Source organism: Corynebacterium sp. HMSC036D02 (assembly GCF_001836165.1).
Lineage (GTDB): Bacteria > Actinomycetota > Actinomycetes > Mycobacteriales > Mycobacteriaceae > Corynebacterium.
Genome location: NZ_KV827705.1, coordinates 154,942 through 169,037 on the forward strand (window position 1 = coordinate 154,942; position 14,096 = coordinate 169,037).

General features: G+C 62.2%; 13 protein-coding genes. 7 read left to right on the plus strand and 6 right to left on the minus strand.

Annotated elements, in window-relative coordinates:
* Nucleotides 1-91 precede the first annotated feature (91 nt).
* The 5 genes from HMPREF2743_RS10740 to HMPREF2743_RS12530 form a co-directional block, all read right to left on the minus strand.
* On the minus strand, nucleotides 92-649 hold the full coding sequence (locus HMPREF2743_RS10740) for a type II secretion system F family protein (protein WP_070744911.1): 558 nt from the start codon (nucleotides 647-649) through the stop codon (nucleotides 92-94).
* On the minus strand, nucleotides 649-1,398 hold the full coding sequence (locus HMPREF2743_RS10745) for a type II secretion system F family protein (RefSeq protein ID WP_070527731.1): 750 nt from the start codon (nucleotides 1,396-1,398) through the stop codon (nucleotides 649-651). Before HMPREF2743_RS10745 ends, HMPREF2743_RS10740 begins: the two co-directional genes overlap by 1 nt.
* Nucleotides 1,395-2,531 carry a TadA family conjugal transfer-associated ATPase gene (locus tag HMPREF2743_RS10750; protein ID WP_070527737.1) on the minus strand — a complete coding sequence of 379 codons (1,137 nt, stop codon included), beginning with the start codon at nucleotides 2,529-2,531 and terminating at the stop codon, nucleotides 1,395-1,397. Before HMPREF2743_RS10750 ends, HMPREF2743_RS10745 begins: the two co-directional genes overlap by 4 nt.
* Nucleotides 2,528-3,544 carry a septum site-determining protein Ssd gene (gene ssd, locus HMPREF2743_RS10755; protein ID WP_070527740.1) on the minus strand — a complete coding sequence of 339 codons (1,017 nt, stop codon included), beginning with the start codon at nucleotides 3,542-3,544 and terminating at the stop codon, nucleotides 2,528-2,530. The genes HMPREF2743_RS10750 and ssd overlap by 4 nt, the downstream gene beginning before the upstream one ends.
* A 334-nt stretch (nucleotides 3,545-3,878) precedes the next feature.
* Nucleotides 3,879-4,679: a DUF3800 domain-containing protein gene (locus HMPREF2743_RS12530; RefSeq protein ID WP_141761414.1), complete on the minus strand. Its 801-nt coding sequence runs from the start codon at nucleotides 4,677-4,679 to the stop codon at nucleotides 3,879-3,881.
* A 331-nt stretch (nucleotides 4,680-5,010) separates the two neighbouring features.
* Here HMPREF2743_RS12530 and HMPREF2743_RS10765 point away from each other — a divergent pair, with 331 nt between their 5' ends.
* Entirely contained in the window at nucleotides 5,011-5,826 is an 816-nt protein-coding gene (locus HMPREF2743_RS10765; protein ID WP_070744909.1) for an HAD family hydrolase, read from the plus strand.
* On the opposite strand, the gene HMPREF2743_RS10770 is transcribed toward HMPREF2743_RS10765, so the two are convergent.
* Nucleotides 5,823-6,512 carry an oxidoreductase gene (locus tag HMPREF2743_RS10770; protein WP_070527746.1) on the minus strand — a complete coding sequence of 230 codons (690 nt, stop codon included), beginning with the start codon at nucleotides 6,510-6,512 and terminating at the stop codon, nucleotides 5,823-5,825. The two genes, HMPREF2743_RS10765 and HMPREF2743_RS10770, sit on opposite strands and share 4 nt — an antisense overlap.
* A gap of 103 nt (nucleotides 6,513-6,615) precedes the next feature.
* On the opposite strand from HMPREF2743_RS10770, the gene HMPREF2743_RS10775 reads away from it, so the two are divergent.
* The 6 genes from HMPREF2743_RS10775 to HMPREF2743_RS10800 all read left to right on the plus strand — a co-directional run bounded on the left by HMPREF2743_RS10775 (nucleotide 6,616) and on the right by HMPREF2743_RS10800 (nucleotide 13,723).
* Nucleotides 6,616-7,110: a phage holin family protein gene (locus tag HMPREF2743_RS10775; protein ID WP_070818794.1), complete on the plus strand. Its 495-nt coding sequence runs from the start codon at nucleotides 6,616-6,618 to the stop codon at nucleotides 7,108-7,110.
* Nucleotides 7,111-7,199: 89 nt separating this feature from the next.
* Nucleotides 7,200-8,102, plus strand: coding sequence for an alpha/beta fold hydrolase (locus HMPREF2743_RS10780; RefSeq protein WP_070818795.1), 903 nt, complete (start codon nucleotides 7,200-7,202; stop codon nucleotides 8,100-8,102).
* Nucleotides 8,103-8,325: 223 nt separating this feature from the next.
* A complete protein-coding gene (locus tag HMPREF2743_RS10785) occupies nucleotides 8,326-9,921 on the plus strand; it encodes a peptide ABC transporter substrate-binding protein (RefSeq protein ID WP_070818796.1) in 1,596 nt (531 codons plus the stop codon).
* A gap of 211 nt (nucleotides 9,922-10,132) precedes the next feature.
* Nucleotides 10,133-11,059, plus strand: a complete 927-nt coding sequence (locus HMPREF2743_RS10790; protein ID WP_070744903.1) for an ABC transporter permease — start codon at nucleotides 10,133-10,135, stop codon at nucleotides 11,057-11,059.
* Nucleotides 11,052-12,011: an ABC transporter permease gene (locus tag HMPREF2743_RS10795; RefSeq protein WP_070527758.1), complete on the plus strand. Its 960-nt coding sequence runs from the start codon at nucleotides 11,052-11,054 to the stop codon at nucleotides 12,009-12,011. The genes HMPREF2743_RS10790 and HMPREF2743_RS10795 overlap by 8 nt, the downstream gene beginning before the upstream one ends.
* Complete coding sequence (locus HMPREF2743_RS10800; protein WP_070744901.1) at nucleotides 12,011-13,723, plus strand: ABC transporter ATP-binding protein; 1,713 nt, start codon at nucleotides 12,011-12,013, stop codon at nucleotides 13,721-13,723. The genes HMPREF2743_RS10795 and HMPREF2743_RS10800 overlap by 1 nt, the downstream gene beginning before the upstream one ends.
* Nucleotides 13,724-14,096 lie beyond the last annotated feature (373 nt).

Sequence of the window (14,096 nt, forward strand, 5' to 3'; positions counted from 1 at the left end):
GATATACCTAGCTTTCTTTTCTTGTGTTTATGAAGGTTGCGTGTACTGAGTTGGTGAGTGGTTAGTTAAGCGGTTATTGGAATGAACTGCCCTAGAAGAGTTGCTGGCCCAAGCTGATAAGGACAGGTATCAACCCAAGGACCAGGAATGCGGGAAGGAAACACACCGCTAGCGGTGCTGCAATGAACACGCCAGCGCGCTCCGCCCGCGCGGTAGCTTGCGCCGAGGCTTCGGCACGCAGCTGCGCCACCAACCGGTGGCACCCCGTAGCCATAGCCGCACCCGATTCGCCAGACAGCTGCGTAAGCCGCACTAGTTCTTCCAAATGCGGTTGACTGGCCAGCGCCGACCATGCCGAACTCATGGGCACCCCCACCCCGATGAGAGCGGCCGCCTCCGACCACTGCGGCGAGGCTTCGGCGACAGCTAGCACGGCACTGCGCGTGGAGAGACCGGCCTCCAGGCACGCGGCGAAGAGCTCCAGGTCGCTGGCAGCATCGAGCGGACTATAGTCCGTTTCGGGACCATCACGCGGCGTCTTCGGACGCGGTGTGCGTGAGCCAGACTGGGCTATTCGTCCAGACGGTGCAGCAGAGGTAACAGCGAATGCCGCAGCCATGAATGCAGCGGAGATATACGTCAAGACCATCACTGCGCCGCCCTTCGCAGAATGAGACGCGACCAAGCAAAGCCGGCGCAGACGAGGGCCACGCCGATGTCGAGAAGCACGCCCCCAAGGCCACCGCCGAGCAAGAACCCCAAGGAATCCGCGCCCATCGCCCCACCCATAAGGATGCCCGCCAGCGGCAGGGACGCCAGGATGACCGCGGTGGCCTGTGGCCCTTGCAAGGAGGCCGCGGTCTCACCGGCATGGCGGCGCGCGGTATCCAGCTGACTTTGAGCCTGCTCGATGAGGTTCGCCAACGCCACGCCATGGCGTCCCGAGAGCGTGAGCAGCGCTGCATAGCGGGCAACCTCCGGTGCATTGAGAGCAACCGCAGGCGAACCTCCTTGTGCCGCGAGACCCGCAGCCGTGATCAACGCGGCGCGGAGGTTCTCCGGGGTGGAGTCTGGAAGAGCGTCGGCGCCCCGGCGAAGCGCGCCCGCCGTTGTCGATCCCGCCCGCAGCTCGGCGGCAACAGAACCGAAGTAGGAGGCGAGCGCCTCCGCGCCACGGCGCTCGCGCCGGGACGCCGCCAGGTCATTGGCAAACCACAGCGCACAAACCACAATGCAGCCCACCGCCACCACGACAGTGGGCCTGCCGAAGAAGACACAGCACCCGACCCCGAGAAAGACAGCCGCGGGTGCCAACGAGCGAGGCTTCGGCGATTCCAGCCGCGTCACCGAAGGCGGCTGCGAGAGCAAACACGCCGCCGCGAGGAATAGCCACATCATGGTTCCACCCCCAGCCGCGAACACAGCTGCGCAAACCCGGGAAGCGGACCGTCTTCGGCCGTCCACACCAGCTGCGGTGTAACCGGGTTTCCCTCCAGCACGCCGAGGTGCGCTAGCCGACGCCCCTCCGGCGTGCGCTCCATCCCGAGGACCACGTGCACGGCGGCCGCCAGCTGCGAATGCAGTGCTACGCGGTCGAGTCCGCCGAGAGCGGCGAGGGCCTCCATGCGGGCGGGCACTTCATCAACAGAGTTTGCGTGCACGGTGCCCGCACCACCATCGTGCCCGGTGTTGAGCGCGGCAAGCAGTTCCACGACCTCCGCGCCGCGGATTTCGCCAACGACGATGCGGTCCGGGCGCATGCGTAGCGCTTGGCGGAGCAGGAGCGACATGGAGATCTCGCCGCGCCCTTCCGCGTTGGCCCGGCGCGATACCAGGGTCACAACGTGCGGGTGATTAGGCGAAAGCTCCGGGGTGTCCTCGATGATGAGCAAGCGTTCGGTAGCGGGCACGCACCCCAGCAAGGCTGCGAGCAACGTCGTCTTTCCTGAGCCTGTCCCTCCCGTAACCAGGAAGGACGCCCGCCGCTCAACCACGGCGCGCAGGACGTGCTCCAGGCTGGAATCAATGCTGCCACTAGCTATCAGTTCCTCCAGGCTGGTTTGGGCCTGACGCAACACACGAAGGCTGATGCAGGTTCCGCTTGCCGAGGGAGGAGCAAGCAGCGCGTGGAGGCGAATCCTCGTTCCGTCGGGGCGGGTCAGGCGCCCATCGGCAAAAGGTTGCGCATCATCCAACCGCACGCCCGCCACCGCAGCCAGCCGGGTGGCCAGTTGGCGAACCTCGGTGTCGTCGGCAAAGCCAATATCGCGCGGCTGCAAACCCTGCCCGCAATCGACGAAACAGGAATCGGGGCCATTGACAACGACATCGGTCAGCCCCGGCAGCGACAGGACCGGCTCCAATAATCCCAAGCCCACGGAATCGTGGCGCAGGCGCTGCAGAAGGTCGAGCACATCGACATCGCTGATGACTCCAGCCTCCTGGCGAATGCGCCGCGCCAAAGCAGGGGCGTCGTGGGCCAGCTGTGGCTCGGAGGCCACGATGGTGCGCATCGTATCGATCAGGTTCATGCCACGGCCTCCCACATCTGGCGCGCGGCACGCGCAAGGGCCCGGGGCAGCTGGCTCGGCAGCCCACTGGTTTCTACCGTGCGCGTCAGGCCACGGATGGTGGGCAACTCAGCGATGGGATCCGCGTGAGTCACCGTGGCAATATCGCTGGCATCCAGGCCCGCCCACTGGCGGTTGCGCACGACGACGGAGCACTCCTGCGGCCGGGCGCGAAGTTCAGCTACTAGCTGCGCGCAGGCAGCGGCCGCCCGCACCTCAGCGGCAGTAAGCACCACCACGTGATCCGCCGCATCGGGGATATCCCACGGCGGGCAATCCACCACCACGGTCCCCGGGTATAAACACGCAGCTTGCATAATGGCCGCGCGCCTGGCGCTACTCATCTGAACCACCTCTACGCTGGATGACCTCGCAGCCGAGAGAACCGCGATGCCATCCGGGGTGGCGGGCAAAGCACGGACAAGGTCTGCTGCATCAACCGAACCAGTCCCCGCGGCAAGATCCGGCCACCGCGCGCCGGGCTTGTTCTCAATTCCGGTGAGCAAATCGAGGCCGCCGGAATAAGGGCTCGCATCAACGAGGAGATCCGCGCCCGCCTCGCGGGCCAGCGCCACCGCCACCGTTGATGCACCCAAACCTCCGGCGGAGCCGGTCACCGCCAGGGTTAAGCCGGTAGACACGGTGGTCTCCGGAGTGGCGTCTGCTGCTAGTGCGCCCAGGAGCTCTTTCGATTGGGCGGGCACAATGAAGGCGGCAGTCGCGCGGCAGCACAGCGCAGCCTCATAATCGATGGGCCCCGGATCCAGCGCCAAGAAATACACCCTCGGATGCCCCGCCACGAGACGAGCCGTCAGCGAATCAGCCAAGACGGCATCCGCCTTGGGCAGGTGCCGGGAGAAGTCCCGTGGGTCCTCCACGGTGCTCACTTCCGCAGTACTGGCGGCTGCCGCGGATGCCGCCTCTGCTCGCAGCGTGGAATCCCCAACAGCGATAACTAGGTGAAACGTGCTCATGCCTGAAGCATGCGCGAGCGCACCAACCGCGCGCTAGGGCTTCCTCACCACCTGTGGATAACTTCGCCATTGTGGCGTCTTTCGCCCCTATTTTGCTGACGCTTGAACAAAATTACCGGGGCTCACGTACCAAAACTCACAGGAAACCGTGCTTCCACAATCCTCAGAATCGGGTTAAGGGTCAAAAGCAAATACCCCCGAGCCACGCTCGAGGGTATCGCAATAAGTGCGGTAAAGAATGGCTTGGTTAGCCATAAAACTCGGGTAGTAAGTCTGAGACTAGGCCCGAGGGGCGCTTGCTTTTAGCCTGCGGCTATGGCGTTCAGCGCCTCACCTAAGAGTATCGTTGGCGCTTCAATTCTGTCAATGACCTCTCATGGCTTGTCTCAATCTTCAAAAGTGGTGTACGGCAGTCACCAAAATGACTCTCGCCTAATGCGGCCGCAATACCCTTCGAAAGCCGGGCCTTTGGCGAACGATCTTCCAAGAAAGCCTCCAACCCCACGTCTTCGATCTTTTTTCGCGCATGGAAAACCGAACTAGCAAGCAGATCTGCCACCTGTAGTGCCGGACAAGTCCGAGAATCCAGACTAACGGCCGTTGCAAACCGCTTATTTCCAAATCGATTGTTGAGAGAGTTCACTAGTGTGTCTCCGTAGGAAACCCCTACTGGGACATCAATGTGGTCGAGCATCACCACCCCAACTTCACGACGAGTAACCAGCCCCCGCAGCAGCCGATCTGTCGCGAACAAATGCCCTTGCCACTGTTCTCGACTACTCCACGGATCGAAATGCCTCTTGTCCAAAACAAAAGCTCCGAACGTGCACCCCGAGCTTATCGCTGCTCGAAAAATATCAAGCAAAATCGGTTCAGAGTGCTTAGTAACTTTCGAGAACTTAATCTCGTCAGCCTTTGTGAAGTTATTCCGCTCACGACATGCCTTAATCTCCCGCGAAAGGAAATCAGGATCCTTCGTGCGCACAGCCGCAACAACGAAATGCTTACCCAACGTGCCTTTACTTCCGGCTTCATCTACAAAGTAGACGGCACTTTCTGCAGCAAGCGGCAAACTCACCTGAGGAGGACCTGAACCCTTTTGGTGAGAAGAAGAATGTGCTTGATAGCTTGTCACAGCTGAGAGTATATCGCCGTGCTAGGACATCAAATATGTCTCAGCTCAATGGCCACAGGCGAGCCCGGTTTTTTGAAAAAGGTGATGGCCCGCGCCTCGGGGGGGTGTGCGCGGGCCATCGGTAACCCGGCATCGGGGGGTGCGCCGGGGCAGGCCGCACTGTATATCGGGGCCTTGCACCTGACATTATGACATGCGAAAGAAGAGATGACAACAGCGAAATCCAACATTCCTTGAGTTTTCTGGCAATATGTTTGCGCACTCCCGATTCTTCCTGCTAAGAGGCTACGATGAGCAGGGTAACTCGCACACTAACGGCAGGCCTTCCTCGATGACCGGTACCCCTTTCCCCACCGACGGCACCACCCGCGCGGCCGCGTTTTTCGACTTGGACAAAACGATCATTGCCACATCCTCGGCCTATGCCTTCGGCCGCGAGTTCATGCACAACGGGCTCATTACGCATGCGGAGGCACTCCAGCTGTCTTTAGCCAAGGCCAGCTATATGCTCGCCGGCCACAGCAGCGAGCACATGGACACCACCCGCGATCAGCTCGCCGCCATGGCCACCGGCTGGTCCGTTCAGGAGGTCCACGACATCGCGGTAGAGACCATGCACACTGTGGTCACCCCCGCCATTTATGCGGAGGCACGCGCGCTTATCGACGCCCACCGCGCCGCCGGCCACGAGGTGGTGATCATCTCGGCGTCGGCAAGCGTGCTAGTCAAGCCCATCGCACAGGAACTGGGCATCGAGCACGTCGTGGCCACCGAGCTTGCCGAGGAAGACGGCCGGTTCACCGGGGAGATCCTGTTTTATTGCAAAGGTGCGGCGAAGGCCGAGGCCTTGGCGCGCATTGCTCAGGAGCTCAACGTCGACCCCGACGCGTCCTTTGCCTATTCCGATTCCGCCACAGACATCCCGATGCTGGAGCAGGTTGGCCACCCCGTTGCCGTGAACCCGGACCGCCTGTTGAAGAAGCACGCCATCGCCCACGACTGGGAAATCCGCACGTTCAAACACCCCGTTCCGCTCTTCACCGCACCCAGCGCCCGCGAATTCGGTATCGGCTCGGCGGTCGTGGCCGGCATCGCAGCCTTAGTGGTCGGCGGAATTTTATTTGCACGCCAGCAGCTGCGCGATTAAGCCGCTTGCGCGATGCCGTCGGCTTCGCGGGCGCCGGCTTCCCAGGCGTCGAGAAGCAGCGTGATGAGTGCCGCCGGATCCTGGCCATAGGTGTCCAGTGCCGCGCGGTAATCCGCGCGATGACGGTTAAGAAAGGTCTCGGGCACGGCGAAACCCCGCGGATCGAAGCCGGTATGGATGGCGGCGGTGCGCGCGGCGACGAGCGCCACGGCGGTGCTGCGCGCACCGAAGAGCGAGCGCGCGGCAATCTCCGCGTGCACCACCACCGGCAACAAACGGTCGAAGTCTACGCCGGCCCCGCGCGTGATGAGCTGCGCCAGTGCCTGCGCCACCGCCGGATTCTGATCCGGATGCCCCACGCCGCTCGCCGCAATATCGATGCTGGCCAAGACCTGCAGCGGGGCGCGCGCGAAGGTGCGCACCGTGGCCGCCTGTTTTTCCGGAGCTAGCAAAGAATAAGCACTAACCGCGGGCGGGATACCGTCAGCCTCAAGTGGCGCGCCGTCGATCGCCGCGGCCGCCCGCGCGCCGCGCAACAGCGACTCGGAAGAAATAACGTCAAACTTGCGCAAGCCCGCGGGCCGACGGTGCACGCGCGCTATCGCTGCGACGGCAGAAGCAGCTTTATCCTCCACCCCAGAAAGGGCCATCAGCGGGGTCAGCGGGTCAGAATGCGGCATACCCATTACAATAACGCCGTACCCACTTTGCGGGCCGCACCACATGAACTCTGGAAAGTTCATTACTATGGCCGATATAGATTGCGACAAACAGTAGGAGTATTAAACCGTGAGCAACGACGGACTATTCACTGACGGGTCCAACAAGTTCGCCCCGAAGGTAGACGGCATTCCCTTGAGCGATGCGGATACCTCCCGCCGTGGCGAAGCATCCATCGGCCAGCTCGTATCCAACGCCACCGAGCAGATGTCCCAGCTGGTTCGCTCCGAGGTCGAGTTGGCCAAGACCGAGCTCGCTGCTTCTGCCAAGAAGGGCGGCATCGGCGCGGGCATGTTCGGTGTGGCTGGCACCGTGGCGCTGTATAGCTCCTTCTTCTTTTTCTTCTTCTTGGCGGAGCTGCTGGCCGTATGGCTCGACCGCTGGGCTGCCTTCCTGATTGTCTTCCTCATTATGGTCGTCCTAGCCGCCGTCGTGGCCTTCATCGGCTTCAAGCAGGTCAAGCAGATCAAGGCCCCGGAGAAGACCATCCAGTCCACGAAGGAACTCAAGAAGCTGGTTCCAGGTAAGGCTGAAAAGTCCATCGAGCATGGCCTCTACACCTAAATCTTTAAGGTCCTTTTCAACCTCCCGCCCCGAGCACATGCGTTCGGGGCGGATTTCGTCTGTGCACCCCTCCCACGAAAGGCCCGCCCATGAATCCCCTACCCCCCTCCGTAGTGGAGCTTGACGGCCCCTTTGAGCACGAGTTCCTGCACACGCGCGGCATCCGCCTGCACGCCGCTACCGCTGGCGCCCCGGATAACCCGCTGGTGCTGCTGCTCCATGGTTCCTTTGGCGGGTGGTTCGATTTCCGGAATGTCATTGCCCCGCTTGCCGACGCCGGCTTCCACGTCGCCGCCCTCGACATGCGTGGCTTTGGCATGTCCGATAAACCGCCGCTCGAGCCCGGCCAAGATATCCGCGTGGCGGTTGGTGATGTCAGCGGTGCCATCCGCGCATTAGGCCACGACGATGCCTACCTGGTCGGCGCGGATACCGGCGGTGCGGTGGCATGGGCGCTGGCCACCGAGCGGCCCGAACGGGTACGCGGACTGATCTCCGTATCGGCAGCGCACCCTGCAGATTTACGCCGCGCCGTCGCCGCACGCCCCTGGGACTTTGGGTGGGTTCTCCTGCGCGCGACATTGTGTCGCCTGGGAAAAATTGGCGCCCCAAGCCTTCTGCTACGGGAGTCCACCTACCTTCGGGAGATGGATCTCGACGCCCTCGGATCCTTCAGCGGCGCCGAGCGCGAGGAGGCCCTGCGCCTGCGCGTGACGTCGTCACGCATAGGAAACGTCCGCCGGGGAATCATCTGGAACCACCGACTGCGTACCGCCGTGGTTCCGCTAAGCTGGCTCGAGCTCACCCTGCAGTGCCCGACGCTGTTCATTCATGCCGATCAGATGCTCTGGCGGCCAGTTGCGCGGCGGGCGGCGCGGCGCTGCCGCGCGGGTTTCACCGCCACCACTATCCCCGGTTCCAAGAACCTGCCCTATCTTGAGAACCCGCATGGTTTTACTCAGACCATCATCCAATGGCTGCGAGATAGGTAACATTCACCGCCCTCCGTGCCCCACCCCTCTCAGGGGGATGGGGACTTTTTTTAATTCGTTGACAAAACCGCAGGTTAAGAAAGAATACCTACCGCCCTATAGCTTTTATCACAGGACATATTTTTCAATTCCTTGTATATGAGACGAGCCACGCGGTAGCTTCATATAAAACCAACATCACAGGTTTTCTACATCTTTCGCACCACGGAGGTCTAAGCCCTACATGACGCTCAAGAAGACACTCGCTGCTCTCTCTGTCGCTACCCTGCCGCTCACCCTCGCGGCCTGTGGTGGCGACAACTCCGGTTCGGACTCTGCTTCCGGCTCTGGTGATGGCATCGTCACCGTCAACGGCTCCGAGCCGCAGAACCCGCTCATCCCGGCCAACACCAACGAGGTCGGCGGCGGACGCATCGTCGATTCCATCTACGCCGGCCTGGTCTACTACGACGGCGATGGCGAAGCGCAGAACGAACTGGCTGAATCCATCGAGCCGAATGACGATAACACTGAGTTCACCGTCAAGCTCAAGGAGTCGAAGTTCTCCGACGGCTCCCCGGTGACCGCGAAGAACTTCGTGGATGCGTGGAACTACGCCGTGGCCAACGACCAGCTCAACGCCTCCTTCTTTGCCAACATCAAGGGCTTCGAGGAAGGCGTCGAGAAGATGGAGGGCCTCAAGGTCGTCGACGACCACACCTTCACCATCGCCCTGAACAGCCCGGAGCAGGACTTCCCGGCACAGTTGGGCTACTCCGCGTTCTACCCGCTGCACGAGTCGTCCCTGGAAGACATGGATGCCTTCGGCCAGAACCCGATTGGCAACGGCCCGTACAAGCTGACCGAGTGGAACCACAACCAGGACGCCACCGTCGTTCCGAATGAGGAGTACAAGGGTGGCCAGACCCCGCAGAATGACGGCATCAAGTTCGTCTTCTACGCCTCCCAGGACGCCGCTTACGCCGATCTGCTCTCGGGCAACCTCGACGTTCTCGACGCCGTTCCGGACTCCGCTTTCGATGTCTACGACGCCGACCTCGGCGACCGTGCAGTGAACCAGCCGACTGCTATCTTCCAGTCCTTCACCTTGGGCGAGAACCTCGAGCACTACTCCGGCGAGGAAGGCGTGCTGCGTCGCCAAGCCATCTCCTATGCCATCAACCGCGAGGAGATCACGGACACCATCTTCAAGGGCACCCGCACCCCGGCCAAGGACTTCACCTCCCCGGTTATGCCGGGCTACTCCGAGGACATCAAGGGCAACGAGGTCCTGAAGTATGACCCGGAGAAGGCCAAGGAGCTGTGGGCTGAGGCTGACAAGCTCAACAAGTGGGATAACCCGACCCTGGAGATTGCCTACAACTCCGACGGCGGCCACAAGAGCTGGGTGGATGCAACCACCAACTCCATCAAGAACACCCTCGGCATCGAGGCAGTTGGCGCTCCGTACCCGGACTTCAAGTCCCTGCGCGATGAGGTGACCAACCGCACCATCAAGTCCGCCTTCCGCACCGGCTGGCAGGCAGACTACCCAAGCCAGGCTAACTTCCTCTCCCCGCTGTACAGGACCAACGGTTCCTCCAACGACGGTGACTACACCAACCCGGAGTTCGACAAGCTTCTCGACGAAGCCCTGACCTCCTCCTCCGAGGAAGAGGCCATCAAGAAGTACACCGAGGCCCAGGAAGTCCTGTTCAAGGATCTCCCGGCTATCCCGCTGTGGTACTCCAACGCCACCGGTGGCTACTCCGAGAACGTCGACAACGTCGTCTTCTCCTGGAAGTCCCAGCCGGTGTACTACAACATCACCAAGAAGTAACGCCAGCCTCTAGCTACTTCGCACGACCCCCGCAACCTCTGTGGAGCGGGGGTCGCCCCACGTTTTCACCCCCGAAGTGTGATTAGAAACGCGCTATAGATTTCTCGAAGCGTGGGATCACACATTAAAATTCTTCTAAGCTTTGACCTGCGTCCCGAAATCCGGAGAACGCTGGCAAGCACCTGCCCCACAACGAGTAAAGGACCACACTATGCTGCGCTATATCGGGCGCCGAGTGCTCCAGATGATTCCGGTGTTCTTCGGAGCTACCTTGCTCATCTACGCGCTCGTCTTCTTGATGCCCGGCGATCCTGTCGAAGCCCTTGGCGGTGACCGCGGCCTTACCGAGGCTGCCCGCGCCCGCATTGAGGCGGAATACAACCTCGACAAGCCGTTCATCATTCAGTATCTGCTCTATATCAAGGGCATCTTCATGCTGGACTTCGGCACGACCTTCTCCGGTGTCCCCGTAACCCAGGTGATGGCCAACGCCTTCCCCGTCACGGTGAAACTGACCGTCATGGCCATCATCTTTGAATCCGTCTTCGGCATCCTCTTCGGCGTCTTCGCCGGTATGCGCCGCGGCGGTTTCTTCGATTCCACCGTGCTGGTCATCTCCTTGCTCGTCATCGCCGTGCCCTCCTTCGTCATCGGCTTCGTCTTCCAGTACATCGTGGGCATCAAGTGGGGTGTCCTGCCGGTCACCGTCGGCGCTAACGCCACGGTGAAGTCCCTCCTCATGCCGGCCATGGTGCTCGGCGCGCTCTCCTTGGCGTATGTCATCCGCCTGACCCGCCAGTCCGTGGCGGAGAACCTGCGCGCCGACTACGTGCGCACCGCCCGCGCCAAAGGCCTCTCCAACGGCGCGGTGACCCGCCGCCACGTGCTGCGTAACTCGCTGATTCCCGTGGCCACCTTCATCGGCGCCGACATCGGTGCGCTCATGACCGGCGCCATCGTGACCGAGGGCATCTTCGGCATCAACGGCGTCGGCGGCACCATGTACCAGGCCATCCTGCGTGGTGAGCCGACCACAATCGTCTCCTTCACCACGGTATTGGTGATCATCTACATCATCGCCAACCTGCTCGTTGACCTCCTGTACGCCGTACTTGATCCGAGGATCCGCTATGCCTAATTTCGAGAAAACCACTCCCTATCCGGGCCAAGAGCACTTCGTCTCGGAAACCGATGAAACGGGTCTCGGCGCGGTCGATGCCGTCAAGGACGAGTCCGCGCCTTCCTCCCAGTGGGGCGAGGCATGGCGCTACCTGCGCCGTCGCCCGCTGTTCTGGGTTGCCGCCGTCATGATCCTCGTGGCCGTCCTCCTGGCCATCGCACCGGGTCTCTTTACTAGCACTGACCCACGCCTGTGCGAGCTGTCCAAGTCCCTCGCCCCCGCCGAGCCAGGCCACCCCTTCGGCTTCAACCGCCAAGGCTGCGATATCTACGCCCGCGTGATCTACGGTGCGCGCGCGTCGGTAGCCGTCGGCATCCTCACCACGCTGCTCGTCGTGGTGCTTGGTTCCATGATCGGTGCTATCGCCGGCTTCTTCGGCGGCTGGATCGACTCTGTTCTCTCCCGCATCACCGACATCTTCTTCGCCATCCCGCTGGTGCTCGCCGCCATCGTGGTCATGCAGATGTTCAAGGAGCACCGCACCATCGTCACGGTGGTCTTGGTGCTCGGCCTCTTCGGCTGGGTCTCCATCGCCCGCATCACGCGCGGTGCGGTGGTTTCCATCAAGAACGAGGAATTCGTGCAATCCGCGCGCTCCATTGGTGCGTCGAGCTGGCGCATCTTGTTCAGCCACATTCTGCCGAACGCGGCCGCGCCCATCATCTCCTACGCCACCGTGGCGCTGGGCACCTACATCGTCGCCGAGGCCACCCTGTCCTTCCTGGGCATCGGCTTGCCGCCGACGTTCGTGTCCTGGGGCGGAGACATCTCCGACGCGCAGGCTTCCCTGCGTGTTGCCCCGGCAGTCCTGTTCTACCCGGCGGGTGCTTTGGGCCTGACCGTGTTGAGCTTCATCATGATGGGTGACGTCGTCCGCGATGCACTCGATCCGAAGGCGAGGAAGCGTTAATGACTAAGCCACTTCTTGAAATGAAGGACGTCCACATCTCCTTCACCACGTCCACCGGCGTGGTTGAGGCAGTGCGTGGCGTCAACATGTCCATTTACCCGGGCCAGTCCGTGGCCATCGTGGGCGAGTCCGGTTCCGGTAAGTCCACCACGGCGATGTCCATCCTGGGTCTGCTGCCGGGCACAGGCAAGATCACCGGCGGCCAGATCCTCTTTGAGGGCGAAGACATCACTCACTACAACAACAAGCAATTCGAATCGCTGCGCGGTGACAAGATTGGCTTGGTCCCGCAGGATCCGATGTCCAACCTCAACCCAGTGTGGCGCATCGGCACGCAGGTTGAGGAGTCTCTCAAGGCCAACCACGTGGTGGAGGGCTCCAAGCGTCACGAACGCGTGGTGGAGCTTCTGGAGGAAGCCGGGCTTCCCGACGCCGAGCGGCGCGCCAAGCAGTACCCCCACGAGTTCTCTGGTGGTATGCGCCAGCGCGCGCTCATCGCGATTGGCCTGGCCGCACGCCCGAAGTTGCTCATCGCCGACGAGCCGACCTCCGCCCTCGACGTGACGGTGCAGAAGACCATCCTGGATCACCTGGAACACCTCACCGAGGAGCTGGGTAACGCGGTGCTCTTCATTACCCACGACCTCGGTCTGGCAGCCGAGCGCGCGGAGCACCTCATCGTGATGCACCGCGGCCGCATCGTCGAGTCCGGCCCGTCACGTGAGATTCTGCGCTCCCCGCAGCACCCCTACACGCGCCGGCTTGTCGACGCCGCCCCCTCCCTCGCCTCCTCCCGCATCCGCGCGGCCAAGGAAGCTGGTGTGGAGGCCAAGGAGCTGAAGTCGGGTGAGGCGATCGGCGCCGCCGTCGAGCCTGGCTCCACCGCTGCAGGTTCATCTTCCGCGGCTCAGGCCCCGGTCATCTCGGTGCGCAACCTCACCAAGGAATTCGATATCCGCGGCCAGCGCGGCGGCAAGAAGCTCCTCAAAGCTGTCGACGATGTTTCCTTCGACATCCGCCGCGGCACCACCCTGGCGCTGGTGGGTGAGTCCGGCTCCGGCAAGTCCACGGTAGCCAACATGGTGTTGGGCCTGCTGGAGCCGACCTCCGGCACCATCGAATTCGAAGGCCGCGATACCTCGAAGCTATCGAAGCAGGAACTCTTCAAGCTCCGCCGCAAGATGCAGGTGGTTTTCCAGAACCCTTATGGCTCGCTGGATCCGATGTACTCGATTTATAAGTGCATCGAGGAACCCATGGCGCTGCACAAGGTGGGCTCGCGCAAAGAACGTGAGGCCCGCGTGGCCGAGCTTCTCGACATGGTCTCCATGCCCCGCTCCGCCATGCGCCGCTACCCCAACGAGCTCTCCGGTGGCCAGCGCCAGCGTATCGCCATTGCCCGCGCGCTGGCACTGCGCCCGGAGGTCATCGTCCTCGATGAGGCCGTCTCCGCGCTCGACGTGCTGGTGCAGAACCAGATCATCCAGCTCCTCGCGGAGCTGCAGTCGGAGCTCAGCCTGTCCTACCTCTTCATTACCCACGACCTCGCGGTGGTCCGCCAGACAGCCGACGACGTGGTGGTCATGAAGAAGGGCCAGGCCGTCGAGCAGGGCACCGCCGACGACATCTTCGACAACCCCCAGCAGGACTACACCCGCAACCTCATCAACTCGGTTCCGGGTATGCACCTGGAAATCGGCACCGGCCACTAGCTCACACGCACTACCCACGCCGCCTAACCCGTCAGCCTTCATCCGGCTGGCGGGTTTCGCCTTTAAGGGGGCTCGCTCTTTAAGGGCTAAGCGTCCCGTTGCTCCTAATGCATCCGACGGCAGGCGAATCGCTACCAGGATCCCCGATTTCCCCGCGCACCATGCTGCGGTTCGCGGAGATCACCGATATGCCCGTCAACCATCTTTCGGTTGGCGGGGCCGGTGGTTGGCGCTGTCCTCTCTGTGTTTGGGACACTAACTGCTGTCAGGTGGTGGGTCTGGTGGTTGTCCTGCTTGTTCGGCGGCGAGTCTGGCTACTGCTTCTTGGTATTCCGGCATTGCTGTAATCGGCGCACCCCAGGGTGGGATGAAG

What these genes read in the sequence shown, in the direction of transcription:
- HMPREF2743_RS10785 (WP_070818796.1), top strand. Translation starts at nt 8,326, where the DNA reads ATGACGCTCAAGAAGACACTCGCTGCTCTCTCTGTCGCTACCCTGCCG.
- HMPREF2743_RS10780 (WP_070818795.1), top strand. Translation starts at nt 7,200, where the DNA reads ATGAATCCCCTACCCCCCTCCGTAGTGGAGCTTGACGGCCCCTTTGAG.
- HMPREF2743_RS10770 (WP_070527746.1), bottom strand. Translation starts at nt 6,512, where the DNA reads ATGGGTATGCCGCATTCTGACCCGCTGACCCCGCTGATGGCCCTTTCT.
- HMPREF2743_RS10740 (WP_070744911.1), bottom strand. Translation starts at nt 649, where the DNA reads ATGGTCTTGACGTATATCTCCGCTGCATTCATGGCTGCGGCATTCGCT.
- HMPREF2743_RS10790 (WP_070744903.1), top strand. Translation starts at nt 10,133, where the DNA reads ATGCTGCGCTATATCGGGCGCCGAGTGCTCCAGATGATTCCGGTGTTC.
- HMPREF2743_RS10795 (WP_070527758.1), top strand. Translation starts at nt 11,052, where the DNA reads ATGCCTAATTTCGAGAAAACCACTCCCTATCCGGGCCAAGAGCACTTC.
- ssd (WP_070527740.1), bottom strand. Translation starts at nt 3,544, where the DNA reads ATGAGCACGTTTCACCTAGTTATCGCTGTTGGGGATTCCACGCTGCGA.
- HMPREF2743_RS10750 (WP_070527737.1), bottom strand. Translation starts at nt 2,531, where the DNA reads ATGAACCTGATCGATACGATGCGCACCATCGTGGCCTCCGAGCCACAG.
- HMPREF2743_RS10800 (WP_070744901.1), top strand. Translation starts at nt 12,011, where the DNA reads ATGACTAAGCCACTTCTTGAAATGAAGGACGTCCACATCTCCTTCACC.
- HMPREF2743_RS10745 (WP_070527731.1), bottom strand. Translation starts at nt 1,398, where the DNA reads ATGATGTGGCTATTCCTCGCGGCGGCGTGTTTGCTCTCGCAGCCGCCT.
- HMPREF2743_RS10765 (WP_070744909.1), top strand. Translation starts at nt 5,011, where the DNA reads ATGACCGGTACCCCTTTCCCCACCGACGGCACCACCCGCGCGGCCGCG.